At 61.3% G+C, this 14,239-nt stretch carries 15 protein-coding genes and 1 tRNA gene; 8 read left to right on the forward strand and 8 right to left on the reverse strand.

The features are described 5' to 3' along the window. Positions 1–12: 12 nt before the first annotated feature. A complete protein-coding gene (locus KD146_RS12645) occupies positions 13–1,125 on the forward strand; it encodes a 2'-deoxycytidine 5'-triphosphate deaminase (RefSeq protein WP_212659012.1) in 1,113 nt (370 codons plus the stop codon). Here KD146_RS12645 and KD146_RS12650 read toward each other — a convergent pair. From KD146_RS12650 to KD146_RS12665, 4 genes are all read right to left on the reverse strand, one after another. After that, positions 1,113–1,847 (reverse strand): ABC transporter ATP-binding protein, encoded by a 735-nt coding sequence (locus tag KD146_RS12650; protein ID WP_212659013.1) that lies wholly within the window; start codon positions 1,845–1,847, stop codon positions 1,113–1,115. The genes KD146_RS12645 and KD146_RS12650 overlap by 13 nt on opposite strands. Continuing rightward, on the reverse strand, positions 1,826–2,530 hold the full coding sequence (locus tag KD146_RS12655; protein ID WP_269368416.1) for an ABC transporter permease: 705 nt from the start codon (positions 2,528–2,530) through the stop codon (positions 1,826–1,828). The genes KD146_RS12650 and KD146_RS12655 overlap by 22 nt, the downstream gene beginning before the upstream one ends. A gap of 89 nt (positions 2,531–2,619) precedes the next feature. Next, positions 2,620–3,606 (reverse strand): ABC transporter substrate-binding protein, encoded by a 987-nt coding sequence (locus KD146_RS12660; protein ID WP_212659015.1) that lies wholly within the window; start codon positions 3,604–3,606, stop codon positions 2,620–2,622. A gap of 156 nt (positions 3,607–3,762) precedes the next feature. Beyond that, the gene (locus KD146_RS12665; protein ID WP_212659016.1) at positions 3,763–4,536 is read right to left on the reverse strand and encodes an MBL fold metallo-hydrolase; all 774 of its coding nucleotides are present in this window, start codon (positions 4,534–4,536) and stop codon (positions 3,763–3,765) included. 180 nt (positions 4,537–4,716) lie between these two features. Here KD146_RS12665 and KD146_RS12670 point away from each other — a divergent pair. Beyond that, a tRNA-Gly gene (locus KD146_RS12670) sits at positions 4,717–4,790 on the forward strand. A gap of 17 nt (positions 4,791–4,807) precedes the next feature. Here the strand turns inward: KD146_RS12670 and KD146_RS12675 are convergent. Next, a complete protein-coding gene (locus KD146_RS12675; RefSeq protein ID WP_212659017.1) occupies positions 4,808–5,635 on the reverse strand; it encodes a metallophosphoesterase family protein in 828 nt (275 codons plus the stop codon). Continuing rightward, entirely contained in the window at positions 5,632–6,558 is a 927-nt protein-coding gene (locus KD146_RS12680; RefSeq protein ID WP_212659018.1) for a diacylglycerol/lipid kinase family protein, read from the reverse strand. Before KD146_RS12680 ends, KD146_RS12675 begins: the two co-directional genes overlap by 4 nt. Before the next feature lie 88 nt (positions 6,559–6,646). Here KD146_RS12680 and KD146_RS12685 point away from each other — a divergent pair, with 88 nt between their 5' ends. The 3 genes from KD146_RS12685 to KD146_RS12695 all read left to right on the forward strand — a co-directional run bounded on the left by KD146_RS12685 (position 6,647) and on the right by KD146_RS12695 (position 8,764). Further along, a complete protein-coding gene (locus KD146_RS12685) occupies positions 6,647–7,378 on the forward strand; it encodes a phosphatase PAP2 family protein (RefSeq protein ID WP_212659019.1) in 732 nt (243 codons plus the stop codon). Positions 7,379–7,523: 145 nt separating this feature from the next. Then, entirely contained in the window at positions 7,524–8,267 is a 744-nt protein-coding gene (locus KD146_RS12690) for a cytochrome c oxidase assembly protein (protein ID WP_249327667.1), read from the forward strand. Continuing rightward, positions 8,264–8,764, forward strand: a complete 501-nt coding sequence (locus KD146_RS12695) for a CopD family protein (RefSeq protein WP_212659020.1) — start codon at positions 8,264–8,266, stop codon at positions 8,762–8,764. Before KD146_RS12690 ends, KD146_RS12695 begins: the two co-directional genes overlap by 4 nt. Here the strand turns inward: KD146_RS12695 and KD146_RS12700 are convergent. Next, the gene (locus KD146_RS12700; RefSeq protein ID WP_212659021.1) at positions 8,745–9,236 is read right to left on the reverse strand and encodes a DUF2231 domain-containing protein; all 492 of its coding nucleotides are present in this window, start codon (positions 9,234–9,236) and stop codon (positions 8,745–8,747) included. The two genes, KD146_RS12695 and KD146_RS12700, sit on opposite strands and share 20 nt — an antisense overlap. A 21-nt stretch (positions 9,237–9,257) precedes the next feature. On the opposite strand from KD146_RS12700, the gene coxB reads away from it, so the two are divergent. Genes coxB through KD146_RS12715 form a run of 3 tightly spaced genes read left to right on the forward strand, consistent with a single transcriptional unit; the run spans position 9,258 to position 12,771 of the window. Further along, positions 9,258–9,974 (forward strand): cytochrome c oxidase subunit II, encoded by a 717-nt coding sequence (gene coxB, locus KD146_RS12705; protein ID WP_345790799.1) that lies wholly within the window; start codon positions 9,258–9,260, stop codon positions 9,972–9,974. Next, positions 9,971–12,469 carry a cytochrome c oxidase subunit I gene (ctaD, locus tag KD146_RS12710; RefSeq protein ID WP_212659023.1) on the forward strand — a complete coding sequence of 833 codons (2,499 nt, stop codon included), beginning with the start codon at positions 9,971–9,973 and terminating at the stop codon, positions 12,467–12,469. Before coxB ends, ctaD begins: the two co-directional genes overlap by 4 nt. Next, the gene (locus KD146_RS12715; RefSeq protein WP_212659024.1) at positions 12,466–12,771 is read left to right on the forward strand and encodes a hypothetical protein; all 306 of its coding nucleotides are present in this window, start codon (positions 12,466–12,468) and stop codon (positions 12,769–12,771) included. The genes ctaD and KD146_RS12715 overlap by 4 nt, the downstream gene beginning before the upstream one ends. Positions 12,772–12,787: 16 nt before the next feature. On the opposite strand, the gene KD146_RS12720 is transcribed toward KD146_RS12715, so the two are convergent. After that, positions 12,788–14,239: an NAD-dependent succinate-semialdehyde dehydrogenase gene (locus KD146_RS12720; protein ID WP_212659025.1), complete on the reverse strand. Its 1,452-nt coding sequence runs from the start codon at positions 14,237–14,239 to the stop codon at positions 12,788–12,790.

Genomic DNA, 14,239 nt, shown 5'->3' on the forward strand with positions numbered 1-14,239 from the left:
AAGCGCAACAGCATGGACAAGCAACAGACCTGGCCACAGGGCGTGTTCCCGGCGCGTCTGATCGAGCTGCTGCACAAGCAGGGCTCCATCGCCGCCGCCCGCCCCTTTGACACCGATCAGGTACAGCCTGCCAGTCTGGATCTGCGGCTGGGCGATGTGGCGTATCGGGTGCGCTCGAGTTTCCTGCCCGGCCCGAGCCATTCAGTGGCCGAGCGTATCGAAGCACTCAAACTGCATGAAATCGACCTGACGCGTGGCGCTGTGCTCGAGCGCGGCTGTGTCTATCTGGTGCCGCTACAGGAAAGTCTGGAGCTGCCCGATGCGGTCAGCGCCTCGGCCAACCCGAAAAGCTCGACCGGACGGCTTGATGTGTTCACCCGGGTGATCGGTGATCGCGCCCGTGGGTTCGACCAGATGCCCAAGGGCTACAAGGGGCCGCTTTATCTTGAAGTCAGCCCGCGCACCTTCCCCGTGCTGGTACGCACTGGCTCGCGATTGAGCCAGATGCGCTTCCGCTGCGGCGACAACCGGCTGACCGTGGCCGAGCATCAGGCGCTGCATGCTAGCGACACGCTGGTGTTCGACAATGATGTGCCGGTGGGCGAAGGCGTGGCGCTATCAATCGATCTCAAGGGCGCCAACCGCAATGGACTGGTCGGGTTCCGCTCCAAGCGCCACACCGCCGTGGTCGATGTGGACAAGAAGGCCGCGCTTGATGTGCACGAGTTCTGGGAGCCGCTGCATAATCGAGGGCGAGAAGAGCTGATCCTTGACCCTGATGAATTCTATATTCTGGTCAGCGACGAGGCGGTGCATGTGCCGCCCACTCATGCAGCCGAAATGGTGCCGTTCGATCCGCTGGTGGGTGAATTCCGCGTGCACTATGCAGGCTTTTTCGACCCCGGCTTCGGTCATTCCTCAGCGGGTGGCACGGGCAGCCGTGCGGTACTGGAAGTGCGCAGCCGCGAAGTGCCGTTCCTGCTCGGACACGGCCAGACGATTGGCCGACTGATCTATGAGCGGTTGGCAGAAGAACCCGATCGTCTCTACGGCTCGGCGCTGGGATCAAATTATCAGGCGCAGACCCTCAAGCTTTCCAAGCACTTCAAACCCTATACCGAATAGGGCTGGCGACCCGCGGCATCAAGCTGGGCACGATAGTCAGTCAGGGTGGCGTCATCGCGCTGCGCGGGCGGGATCGGCAAGGCGATGTCAGCCACGATCTGTGCGGGACGTCCGTCGAACAGAACGGCGCGATCGGCCAGGCGCGCGGCGTCATCAATCAGGTGCGAGACAAAGATCACGGTGGGCCGGGTTTGCGCGACCAGTTGCAGGAAGAGTTGCTGGATTTCATCCACCAGCGTGCGGTCGAGTGACACGAATGGCTCATCAAGCAGCAACAGGCGCGCATTGACCGAGAACGCGCGGGCCAGCGCGACGCGCCGCTGCATGCCACCAGAAAGCTGGTGCGGATAGAGCGCGCCGGCATCGGCAAGGCCGACCCGTGCCAGCGCTGCCTGCGCCACTTCTGCGCTGATCGCCGGATCGACCGCCATGATATTGTGGGCCGCTGTGAGCCAGGGCAAAAGACGCGGATCCTGAAATACGAAGCCGGGCGTGCTGGCCTGATGCGCGGCGACGCCTGCAATCAGCACGTCGCCCGAGAAGGCAGTATCAATACCCGCGATAACGCGCAGCAGGGTCGACTTGCCAACGCCTGATGGGCCGACCAGCGCGACTACGCTGGAGGAGGCGATAGCCAGCTCCAGATCGGCAAGCAAGGGCTGGGACGCCCCGGCAAAGCGCTTGGCGCTGATGTCGATGCTCAGGGCTGGACCGGACGCCATCGCACTACCCGCCGCTCGAGCGGCCGCAAGAAACCATATTCAAAAGCCAGAACGACCAGAATGAAGGCGGTCGTATAGGCGAGAATGCCGGTGATATCGAAGAACTGGAACTGAATGGCAATGCGATAGCCAACGCCGCCATCGCTGCCCAGCACCTCGAACACCAGCACGATCTTCCAGATCAGGGACAGGCCGGTACGGGCTGCAGCCAGCACAAACGGCACCAGTTGGGGCACAAAGATCAGGCGCAACCGCCGCCACACGGACATACGGAACACTGCGCCCAGTTCGTCAAACTCGTGGGCGAAGCTACGTACGCCTTCGCGCACGATGGAAGTCACCAAAGGCAGCTTGTTGATGGTGACGGCCAGGATCAAAGCCAGATCGGTCAGGCCCAGCCAGATATAGAGCACGATGGCCACGACAATGGCGGGCAGATTAAGCCCCACCAGAAGCCAGCCGGAAAACAGGCGGTCAGCCCAGCGCACCCGGCCAAGACCGATGCCGAGCGCGCTACCCAGCACCATGGCCACGACAAAGGCGATACTGGCGCGCAGGAGGGTGCGCCCCAGATCGATCAATAGTGGCCCATTGATTGCGGCATCCCACATCTGCAGACTAACAGCCACAGGCGAGGGAAACAGGCGATGGGCGACAAGCATGGACAGGCCCTGCCACAACACCAGCAGCAAGGGCAGTGAGAGATATTCCAGACCCGGACCGGCTCGGTCGCGATGCGGTGTCTGTTCAGCCGATGGGGGTGACCGGTGCTCTATTTGCTGTAGCCCCGCCAGAATGTGCCGGGCGCCAGTGTGTCAGTTTCGCCCACCAGATCGCTGCCGCCAAATTTGGCCATCAAAGCAAAGGCTTCTGCGGCTGCGCCAATCTCGTCGGGCTTGAAATGGGTGACGATGCCGGCGCGATAATCGTCGCGCAATTGGTTGAACAATGCCGCATCTTCGGTGGCGCCCATCAGTTCGCGCAGATTGTCCCACGCCGTGTCGTCGGCCAGCAGGACAGCCTTGGCGTCAAATGAAGCGTCGAGGAAGGCGGTAATGGCCGCCGGCTTTGCCTGTGCTGTCGCGTCGCTGAAAGTCCAGCCAAGCAAGGGCGGCTGCTCGGTGACGCCGAGCTCAATCAGCATGTCTGCCACCGAGATCAGTTCAGTCAATCCCGCGGCCTTGGCACGGGCATTCCAGTGCCAGAAATTAAGCCCGGCATCTACGCGGCCAGCGGCCAGCAGCTCATTGACCAATGGGGGCGCGCCATAATTGGCGGTAGCGTCGTCCACCAGAGCGGCACCGGTCAGCTTGTTGTAGTACGCCTGCAGCACGACCCAGCTCTTGTCGACCGGTCCGCCAGCTACCGCGATGGTCTTGCCCTTGAGGTCACGCACATCGGCGATGTCACTATCGGGAGCCAAGATCACCCCGCCAACGGCAAGCGAGTGCGGCACCATGGTGACAGCATTGCCCTGATTACGCTGGATCGACACCCAGACAAAGTCCGACAGGATCACATCGACCTCGGCCGCCTGCAGCGCAATCTGGCCCGCGCGGCTGTCGGCGAGTGGCCGCACCTGCAGATCCAGCCCGTGCGCGGTATCGAGCCCAAGCGCCTTGATGGTCTGGATTTCCCACTGCACCGTGCCGCTTTCCTGCACGCCAATTGTAAGCTTCTGCTGGGCTGCAGCAGGCGTTGCGGCAAGCCCCATTGGCAGCAGGGCAAGGACGGAAAGCATCAGAGTCGTCAGGCGCATGGTTGCTCCCATTGAGGTGTCGTCGCGCTATATCGGGATCAACACAGCCGTGCCGCGATATGCATAAAGAGTGTTGGAGTGCTCTTACACCGTTCGAAGGGCTCAGGTCATCGGCACAATGCGATGATTTCCCATTTTGCCGCGGCGGGCTGTCGATCAGAGCGCCAGCTTTAATCCAAATGTTGCCGCCTCGACCGGCAAGCTGTCGATGGCACCCACCATGTCGGGACCAAGATGGGAGACAAGCAGCCTTTTGGTCTGCAGCCGGTCGATATTTCTGGATAGCGTTTCGAAGCTGATATGGGTGTCATAGGGTTGGTCGATCCGCTCATTGCACTCACAGATGAACAGGTCGGTGTCCCGCGCCAGTTCGATCAACTCATCGCGCCAGCCAGTGTCACCGGAAAAGGCAATCAACTTGTCGTCGGTTTCAATGCGCAGGCTCAGACAGTCCTGCGCACCGGCAAAATGCCGGGCCTTCTGCGCCGTGATCTTGCGGCCCAACACGGTCGTTGTCTGATCCGGCACGATGTCGACGAAATCGATGGCAAAGCGCCATTGGCCTTCCCAAAGGCCGGGATACATGCAGTCCATGAGAGCGGCGATGCGCCCCTGCAAGCCGGGTGGCCCGGCGAGCGTGAGCGGCCGACAGCTCGATGCTGCGTATTGGCGGTGCAACAGCAGGAAGGGCAGACCGCCAAAATGGTCACCATGCAGGTGCGACAGCACGACCAGTTCGATCTCTGCCACATCAATGCCGAGTTGGCCCAGTGCGACCATGCTGGTGGCGCCAAAATCGATGGCAAAGCGACCATGACTGTCATCAACGATAAAGCAGGTCTGGAACTGCCCGCCGCTGCCAAAGGCATCCCCGCCACCGGCAATCTGGATATCAACGCCGACATTGTCGGGTGTGGTTGAATTATTCAAGATCGTCTAACGCCCCATTGCCAGAAACCCATGCCTGCCGCGGACAGCCTAGATTTGCGGGCAGGTCGATCACAAGATGAATTTGACTGGACTGTTTTACCGCGGGCGTCTGGCTGTGAATGGCAGCGGCTTCACAGTGCCTTGACGCCTGCCGCGATTTCCAGCATCTATTCGCGCGTTGCGGGTGTAGCTCAATGGTAGAGCTTTTGCTTCCCAAGCAAGTGACGAGGGTTCGATTCCCTTCACCCGCTCCATTTCCATTTATTGTCTGCTAGACCGGCTCGCTGGCCCTGTCGCGTGTGTGCCAGCCGTCATCGCGCCATTCGCGCACCGTTACGGTAATGCGTTGCGCACCGATCTCGATCAGGTTGTAGGCATTGGGCTCGCCGCGCAAACGCGTTGAAATGGCTGACGATGCCTGAGCAACCAGAATTGGCGCCACCGGCGATTTGCTCAACCCGATAGGTTCGCCTTCCTGCGGAACTGCATCAATCTCGTGCTTGCGCAGGTAGGACAGGTGAAAATGGCCCGACAGCACCAGTCGCACGCCCAGTCCGGCAAAGGTTTCGAGCGCATCGTCAGCGCGTTTGACCCGTTTGGTCTTTTGCAACATCGGCTCGGTGGGAAACAGCAGCGGATGATGCGCCACAATCACCCGCACCGCGTCTGGAGCTGCCTTTGCAAAGCGCTCTTCAAGGTCTTCGAGCTGACTGCGTGATATGGTGCCGTGGCCCCAGTTCCACTCCAGACGGGCGCGCCGGGAGGTGCGCATGCCCACCAGCGCCACGCCATCCATTTCAAGAAATGGCTCAAGGTCAGGCGAGATGTACCGTCGATACAGCCCATAGGGATTAAAGAAGCGGCGAAGGATATTGACCGCGGGAACGTCGTGGTTGCCCGGAACGGCAAACACAGGAGCCTCAAGCTCATCGAGAAATTCGCGCGCCTGCTCAAACTCCTGCTTGGTCCCGATCTGGGTGAAGTCGCCGCTGGCCACGATGAGGTCCGGCTTCTGCGCGTTGATGTCAGCAGAAAACCCCTTGGCCAGAGCAGGATCATGGTGGCCGAAATGCAGGTCCGAGATGTGCAGAATCTTCATGCTACCGCCGCTTGCTCAACGGTCACGGCCGGCACGATAACCGACAGAGCCCGGGGCCTGATCGAGAAATTGAACGGGGTCTGGAACGTCTCGACCTCGCCATCGAACATGACATTGAGCATGGACTTGTGCGCGTCAATGGTCACGGCCTTCACACTCTCTATCCACAATGCCTCGTCGCTGCGCCAATGTCCCAGCAGCATCCCCGTTGTCAGGCGAAAGAAGTCGATCACCGTCAGATGGCGCAGCACGTAGAGCGTCAGCGTGCCGCGATCGAGCCCGTGACGAGCAAATATCTGTCCGGGGCCCTCGTCATAGGCATTGCTAGCCACCGCGATTGCCTGAACCCGTTCAACGCGCCGCTCGCCCTGACTGGTCTCGATGGCCACCGCGATCCGGCGGGCTCTGGTCAATCGGCGGAAAAAATAGCGCATGAAGCCGATTTTCGCCGAAAGGGTCTGGCGACCCCGGATGTGCTCGCGACCAGCGGCGAGCTCGGGGATGAGCCCGACCACCACCTTGTGCAGGAATACCCGTCCATTGACCTCGCCGACATCGATCCAGTGCGAGCGCCCGGTGGCCAGGGCCGCCACTGCCTCTGCCAGATCGAGCGGAATATTGAGATCCTTGGCCAACGCATTGACGGTACCAAGGGGCAAAATGGCGAGGCTCTTTTCGGAGCCGACAAGGGCCGCAGCCACCGCCGTTATGGTGCCATCGCCACCCGCCGCTACAATTGTCTGCGCATCGCTGGCCATGGCATCCTTGATGCGCTCGTCCAGATCGCGATCGTTGTTGGCCTCGATGGTGGCCTTGAGACCATTGGCCTCAAACAGTGCGCCAACGCTTTCGGCAGTTACCCCTGTGGCGTGGGCGGTTCCGGCGTTGGCGTTGAGAATGACGAAATAGCTATTGTCGGTCATGATGGCTCGATCCAGTGCCCGGCGTGGTGCGTCTGTGGAACGTGCGCGCGGCGTGGACGTTGCATTGTGAGCAAAAGGAAAGCGTCAAATGCTCGATCGACTGGTTCAGTCCCCCGCCTATCGCCGTCTGCATGGATTTGTGACTGGCGAGGCCCGCCTATTGGCCTCCATCGCCATTGTCAGTGGCTTGATACTGGCGTTTTTGCAGATCGCCGACGAGATGATCGAGGGGGAGATGGAAGCCTTTGATCAGGCCATATTGATGCTGTTTCGCGATCCGGCAAATCTGGAAACAACAATTGGCCCGGTCTGGCTGCACGAAATGGTGCGCGACATCACGGCCCTTGGCAGCTTTTCCCTGTTGGGCCTGATCGTGGTCGGGGTTTGCATCTATCTGCTGCTCGCGCGCATGCGCGCAGAGGCGCTACTGGTCGTCACCTCCGTGGTGGGTGGCACAATACTAAGCACGCTGCTCAAGATGGGCTACAACAGACCGCGACCGGATTTGACCACCATGTCCGAACAGTTCACTGCCAGCTTTCCCAGCGGCCATGCCATGCTGTCGGCCGTTACCTTCCTGACGCTTGGCGCGGTGCTATCGCGGTTCGCCCCGACGCGCCCCCTGCGATTTTTTACCATCGGCATGGCGGTTCTGCTCACGCTGATGGTCGGCCTTAGCCGACTTTATATGGGCGTGCATTACCCCAGCGACGTATTGGCAGGCTGGTGCCTTGGGGCGGCCTGGGCCCTGATATGCAGCACTGTGGCCATGTATCTGCAACGGACAGGGTCGGTTCGAAAGGACGCTTTGCCGGAGTAATGCGTGGGGGTGTTGGAACCACACCCGCGATTGCCCGTTGGTTGATGGGACAACACGGGGGAGCATGAGCATGGGCGAACACAAGAACGCGGTCGGGCGCCGCCATCACCTTCCCAGCGAAGTCACATAGACGAGCGCGGTGCGGATGGAAGCGTCACAAATCAGCACAAGCTATTGCGGTCCTGCTCCCCTTCCAGATGATCTGCTGGGACGATGGAATTTTGACCCAGTCCTGATCGCGGCGATGGTTCTTGCCGGGCTGTCATTCGCCTTTCTGCGCAGAAACGCCACGCAGCGTGAAAGCGGCGGGTTTGTGCTCGGCATGGTGACGCTGATAGTCATTTTCATCAGCCCACTCTGCGCCCTGACGGTGTCGCTGTTCTCTGCCCGGGTGGTGCACCATGCTTTGCTCGTCGCGATAGCCGCGCCGCTGCTCGCCATGGCCCTGCCCCGCCTGCAACGAAATCTGGCCTCGCTGGCGTTTCCGCTTTTGGCCTTGCACACCGTGATCTTCTGGCTCTGGCATGCGCCAGACTTTTACGCTGTCGCTCTGGCTGACACAGCTGTGTACTGGTTGATGCAGATATCCCTTCTGGGCAGCGCTATGTTGCTCTGGGCGGCCGTTCTGGGAGCGCCTGCGGGATCCGCTATTGCAGTCCTGCTGGGTGCCACCGCGCAGATGGGTTTTCTGGGTGCCCTTCTGGTCTTCGCCAGCCAGCCACTTTATCTCCCCCACTTTTTGACCACTCAGCCATTTGGCTTTGATCCACTTGTCGACCAGCAACTGGCCGGGCTGGTCATGTGGGTGCCGGCAAGCCTGCCCTATCTCGCCATTGCGCTGGTTCGGCTGCTTGGCTGGCTGCGCCAACCGCGCGTGCAGCCATCGTGATCGCAACCCTTCTCAAAGCCGCGCATATTCTGGCCATCGGCCTGTGGGCTGCCGGTCTGCTCAGCCTGCCATTGCTATTCGCGCAGCGGCGAGGGCTGGAGGACAAGGCGCTCTATGATCTGCACAACTTCACGCGGTTTCTTTATGTGGCGATTGTATCACCGGCGGCCTTTGTCGCTATCGCCTCGGGCACGGGCCTGATCTTTGTTGAGGCGACCTTCACCCCGTGGTTCAGCGTCAAACTGGCCTTTGTCGGTGCCATGGTGCTGATCCACGTCACAACGGGTCTTGTCATTCTGCGCCTGTTCGAGCCGGGGCAGCGCTATTCGCCACTGCGCCTGGCCATCACCATGGTGCTGACCGGGGCAGTCATCGCCAGCATTCTCATCGTGGTTCTGGGCAAACCCGAACTGATGCGGTTTGGCCCGCTTGATGACTTCTTCGCCCCGGGCGCGCTGGGCCAGGGGCTGCCTGACTCTATTGCTTGGTGGAGATGATGAGGCCCACACCGTGATCGAACACCAGCTTGCCACCATGCCAGCCCGCCAGAGCGGTCAGAATTGTCGCCAGCACGGACAGCAAAATGCCGTGCGGCAGGATGGCCTCCGGGTAATTGAGGCGCAGCCCCCAATTGGCACCGATTACGGCCAGCAGCGTCATGGCGGCGATGGCATGGTTCCAGCTGGCTACGCGGACGCGAATGCCGGGCACAGCCAGCAACTCGGCGGTACCCGCGATCGAGGCGATCAGCCCAAACACAAAGGCCACGCCGCTGGCCCAGATGCCCACTTCGCGCCAGAACAGATCGCCATTGAGCCAGTAGAGCCCGTCGACGCCGAGTGTGCAGACCACCAGCGCAATGGGGAAATGCACCAGCATGGCGTGGATGGGGTGGCCGGCCACCGCGATGGCCGAGCCGATATCCTGACCGGCAACGTCGCGGATAGCGGGGTTTGGATGCTGGGACATCGCCTCGGGCGGCGTCTCTTCGTGCTCGACTTCATTCTCAAAACTGTCGCTTTTGGCCATTGCCGAATTCCCCTGCCCAAGTTTGCTGCTCTAGCAGCAACGCCGCTGCTGCTGTCTGGTTGCGCCACACCGCTCTCGACCTTGAACCCGGCGGGCCCGGCAGCCGCCAATATCGCCCTGCTCTGGTGGGTGATGTTCTGGGGCGCCGTTGTGTTGTTCGGCGTGGTGCTGACGCTGCTGACTCTGAGCTTTGTGCGCCCTGACTGGATCAGCGCCATCAAGCCGCGCCAGTGGATTATCGGCGGGGGGCTGGTACTGCCAGTGCCCATTCTGATCGCCCTGCTGGTGACCGCCCTTATCTTGGGTGAAAGCCTGCTGCCGCGACAGAACGGTGCCGCTCCAATGCGCGTGCAAGCCCATGCCAGCCAGTGGCAATGGCAATTCTCCTATCCGGGGACCGATCTTCTAAGCGAAGACCTGCACCTGCCAGCGGGTGAGCCGGTCGATATCGTGGTGACGGCGAGCGACGTTATCCACGCGTTCTGGGTGCCACGCCTGGGTGGCAAGATCGATGCCATACCCGGCCACACCAATATCATTCGCCTGCAAGCGGACGAGCCCGGAATCTATCGCGGCATCTGCGCCGAATATTGCGGCGAGGGCCATGAACGCATGGGCTTTGTGGTCGAGGCGCACGCGCCTGACGCCTTTTCTGCAATCATTGGAGCCGGGCAATGAGCCGAGCCGAACAGTCCCCCATTGGATTGCACAAAGCGCTTGAGGACATCTGGTCGACGCCGCCCGGCTGGGGGCAGTTCTCGGCCGTCAATCATACCATTCTGGGCAAGCGCTTCATGGCGTTGGCGCTGATCTTTTTCACCATTGGCGGCGTACTCGCCATGTTGATCCGCGCGCAATTGGCGACGCCGGCCAGCGCTTTCATCGGCCCCGAAGTCTACAACCAGATCTTCACCATGCATGGCACGGTGATGATGTTCCTGTTCGCCATTCCGATGTTCGAGGGTCTGGCGATCTACATGCTGCCCAAAATGCTGGGCGCGCGAGACCTCGCCTTCCCGCGCATGACGGCCTACGGCTTCTGGTGCTATCTGTTTGGCGGGGCGATCCTGATCATTGCCATGCTGGCGGGCTATGCACCCAATGCCGGCTGGTTCATGTACACCCCGCTCTCATCGGGAACCTACTCGCCGGGCATCAATGCCGATATCTGGTTGATCGGCATCACCTTCGTTGAAATTTCGGCGATTACTGCCGCCATTGAAATCGTGGTGAGCGTACTCAAGATGCGGGCGCCGGGCATGTCGCTGGAACGCATGCCGATCTTTGGCTGGTACATGCTGGTCACAGGCGGCATGATGGTGGTGGGTTTCCCACCGCTGATCCTGGGCTCGATCCTGCTCGAAATGGAGCGGGCTTTTGACCTGCCCTATTTCGATCCGACAAGAGGCGGTGATCCGCTGCTGTGGCAGCACCTGTTCTGGCTGTTCGGGCATCCCGAGGTCTATATCATCTTCCTGCCCGCTGCGGGCGTGCTCTCCACCATCATTCCGACGTTCGCGCGCCGTCCCCTGATCGGCTACGAGGCGGTGATCGTGGCGATTGTCGCCATGGCCTTTCTCAGTTTCGGGCTTTGGGTGCACCACATGTTCACCGTCGGCATCCCGCAGCTGGCGCTGGCCTTTTTCTCGGCTGCCAGTGCCCTGGTGGCCATTCCCACTGCCGTGCAGATCTTCACCTGGATCGGCACCATTGCCGGCGGGCGGCCGAAGTTCGATATCCCCATGCTCTATGTCGTGGGGTTCTTCATCGTCTTCGTGTGTGGCGGGCTCACCGGGGTGATGCTGGCCATGGTGCCGTTCAACAGCCAGGCCCATGACAGCTATTTCGTCGTTGCGCATCTGCACTATGTGCTGGTTGGCGGGTTTGTCTTTCCGATGCTGGCGGCTCTCTATTACTGGCTGCCCCACTTCACCGGGCGCCGTAGCGTCTACCGGCTTTCAGTGCCCGCGTTCTGGCTGATCCTGATCGGCTTCAACCTGACTTTCTTTCTGATGCACCTGACCGGATTGATGGGCATGCCACGGCGCATCTCCACCTATCCCTCCAATTGGGGTTGGGACTGGCTGAACCTGCTCTCCTCATTTGGCAGTTTCATCATGACCATGGGCTTTGCCCTGGTGCTGACCGATATCATTCTGCAATTCCGCTTCGGCCCGCGCGGCCAGCGCAATCCCTGGGGTGCTCGCACGCTGGAATGGGCCATGCCGACACCACCGGCCAGCTACAATTTCGCAGCGCTGCCCGCCATTGACCGCCGGGCCGATGATCTGGACACCAATGCGATCGGCCCCGATCTGGCGCGTGGTGCTGGCTATCTTGGCTTTGCCCGGGCGGGGCGACAGGAGACGCTGGGGATCGACACGCTCAGTGGTCGACCCGACCACGTCATCATCCTGCCCCAGCGCAGCTTCCTGCCGCTCTGGACCGCCTTGGTGACAGGGGTGTTCTTCCTCAGCCTGCTGTTCAAGCTTTACTGGCTGACGCCGGTGGCGGCCTGTGTGGTCATCGCTCTGTTTTGCCTGTGGCCACGCGGACTGGGCAGCACACGCGATACCGGTCCCATCGACATAGGCCAGGGCGAGGCTGTTCCGACCGACAGTGAGGTCAAGAACAACGTCACCTATTGGGCCAGCCTGCTGGCCATTGCGGCCGATGCGACGCTGTATAGCGCGCTGTTGTTCGGGGCGCTGTATCTGCCCGTGGTGAGCAGTGGCTGGACCGGTGAGGCGGCACCGTTGAACGGTCTGGCCGCCCTGTCCGTGCCGGCGGCTCTGGCTGCGGCTTTTTGCGCCCGGCGGGCCCGTCGCGCCAATGCTGGTGCGCGCGGCCCAGCGGGCTGGCTGCTGGGTGCGGTTGGGCTGGCACTGCTGGCAGCCTGCGCCTGCCTGATCGGCATCATGATGCTTGATGATCCCACCAGCCACGCCAATCCGGCCCTGCGGCTGGCGCTGTTCGCCTATGGCGCCCTGCATGCCACGATCGCTGCGATCATGGCCGGACATGCGTGGTGGCGATGGCGGACGGGATTTGTTTCCGCGTTGCGCGCCACCGATCTTCGCCTGACCGTATTGTGGGCCGATTATGCGGCGCTGACCCTGTTGCCCGCCTGGGCTATTCAACTGGTCCTGCTGCAGGCGGGTGGTGGCGCATGACCCGCATCATCGCGCCCTTTCTGATCGGCTTTACGCTGTGGAGCGCGGCGTTTGTTGGGCTATACGCCGTGCAGGGACTGGGCTGTCATTGGGGCTGGGGCCCCGGCCTGCACCGCGGCGTTCTGACCGCTGGCTATCTGCTCACGCTGGCCATCATCGGCTGGGTGATCCACTGGCAGTTTGCGCGGCGATCAGACCCCAGCACAATGGTTCAACGTGTCGGTGTGATGCTCTCAATCTGCGCCCTGATCGCCAGCGCCGTCATTTTCGCTCCCAGTCTCTACGCCAGCCTGTGCATCTAGGCCGAGGGCGACATGATCAACCGGAAAGCCCGCCAATGCAGGAATATTTTAGCTCGGTGAACTCCAGAATGCCGTGATGTGATCCTTCACGGGAATTGCCACTCTGCTTGACGCCGCCGAACGGTGCCAGTTCGGTCGAGATCACGCCGGTATTGACGCCAACCATGCCGTATTCAAGGCGCTCCATGACCGAGAACATGCGGGCAGCATTCTGGGTATAGAAGTAGGCCGCAAGACCGGTTTCGGAGTCATTGGCCGCGGCAATCACCTCGTCTTCGTCGGTGAAGCGGAAAACCGGCGCGAGGGGACCAAAGGTCTCCTCATTGGCCAGTGCCATGGTGGCGTTGACGCCGGTCAGTACGGTGGGTTCGAAAAAGGTCTGCCCCAGAGCATGTCGCTTGCCACCCAGTTCAACCCTGGCGCCTTTGGCGAGCGCATCGGCGATATGGGACTGAACCTTGGCCACCGCTTCCTCGGTTATCAACGGTCCCTGGACAACCCCATCGGCAAAACCGTCGCCGACCCTTAGCGCCCGGACACGTTCGACCAACCTTGCAATGAAGGCATCGTGGATATTGTCCTGCACATAGATGCGATTGGTACAGACACAGGTCTGGCCCATATTGCGGAACTTGGAGAGAATGGCGCCGTCCACCGCCGCATCGAGATCGGCATCTTCGAAGACGATGAAGGGGGCATTGCCACCCAGTTCAAGCGCCACTTTCTTGACCGTGCCAGCGGCCTGCCGCATCAGGATCCTGCCCACCTCGGTGGACCCCGTGAAACCGACAAGGCGAACCTTGGGATGAGAGGTCAGCACGCCGCCAATGGCAATGGCGTCGCCGGTGATCACATTGAGCGTACCCGCCGGAAACTCGGCGCGCTGCGCCAGTTCAGCCAGAGCCAATGCGGTCAGTGGAGTCTCGGGCGCAGGCTTGAGGACGACGGTGCAGCCAGCGGCCAGGGCCGGGCCGACCTTGCGCGTGATCATGGCCGCGGGAAAATTCCAGGGGGTGATCGCGGCCACCACACCGATGGGCTGGCGCAATACCATGATGCGCGCGTCGGCACGATGGGCAGGCAGCAGTTCACCCGCAATACGTTTGGCCTCTTCGGCATAGAATTCGACATAGGAAGCGGCATAGTCGATTTCGCCCAGCGCCTCGGCAAAGGGCTTGCCCTGTTCGCTGGTCAGTATGGTCGCAAGATCATCGCGATTGGCGATGATCAGTTCAAACCATTTGCGCAGGATGGCGCCCCTATCCTTGGCGGTGCGCGCCGCCCATGGGTGGAAGGCGGCCTGAGCCGCCTCGACGGCTTCGGTCGCCTCGGCAGCCCCATGATGGGGGACCTTGGCGATAAGCTCGCCATTAGCCGGATTGAGGACCGCTGTGGTGGCCTCGCCGATGAACTGGCCATTAATCAGGCTTTGCGTCCGCAGCAGGGTGGGATCGGCGAGAGTGCGCAT

Source organism: Devosia litorisediminis (assembly GCF_018334155.1).
Taxonomy (GTDB): Bacteria; Pseudomonadota; Alphaproteobacteria; order Rhizobiales; family Devosiaceae; genus Devosia; species Devosia litorisediminis.

Coding starts and splice junctions, on each gene's coding strand:
- KD146_RS12700 (WP_212659021.1), bottom strand. CDS start 9,236: ATGTCCCAGCATCCAAACCCCGCTATCCGCGACGTTGCCGGTCAGGAT.
- KD146_RS12650 (WP_212659013.1), bottom strand. CDS start 1,847: ATGGCGTCCGGTCCAGCCCTGAGCATCGACATCAGCGCCAAGCGCTTT.
- KD146_RS12685 (WP_212659019.1), top strand. CDS start 6,647: ATGCTCGATCGACTGGTTCAGTCCCCCGCCTATCGCCGTCTGCATGGA.
- KD146_RS12690 (WP_249327667.1), top strand. CDS start 7,524: ATGGAAGCGTCACAAATCAGCACAAGCTATTGCGGTCCTGCTCCCCTT.
- ctaD (WP_212659023.1), top strand. CDS start 9,971: ATGAGCCGAGCCGAACAGTCCCCCATTGGATTGCACAAAGCGCTTGAG.
- KD146_RS12715 (WP_212659024.1), top strand. CDS start 12,466: ATGACCCGCATCATCGCGCCCTTTCTGATCGGCTTTACGCTGTGGAGC.
- KD146_RS12660 (WP_212659015.1), bottom strand. CDS start 3,606: ATGCGCCTGACGACTCTGATGCTTTCCGTCCTTGCCCTGCTGCCAATG.
- KD146_RS12675 (WP_212659017.1), bottom strand. CDS start 5,635: ATGAAGATTCTGCACATCTCGGACCTGCATTTCGGCCACCATGATCCT.
- KD146_RS12720 (WP_212659025.1), bottom strand. CDS start 14,239: ATGCGCACTCTCGCCGATCCCACCCTGCTGCGGACGCAAAGCCTGATT.
- KD146_RS12645 (WP_212659012.1), top strand. CDS start 13: ATGGACAAGCAACAGACCTGGCCACAGGGCGTGTTCCCGGCGCGTCTG.
- KD146_RS12680 (WP_212659018.1), bottom strand. CDS start 6,558: ATGACCGACAATAGCTATTTCGTCATTCTCAACGCCAACGCCGGAACC.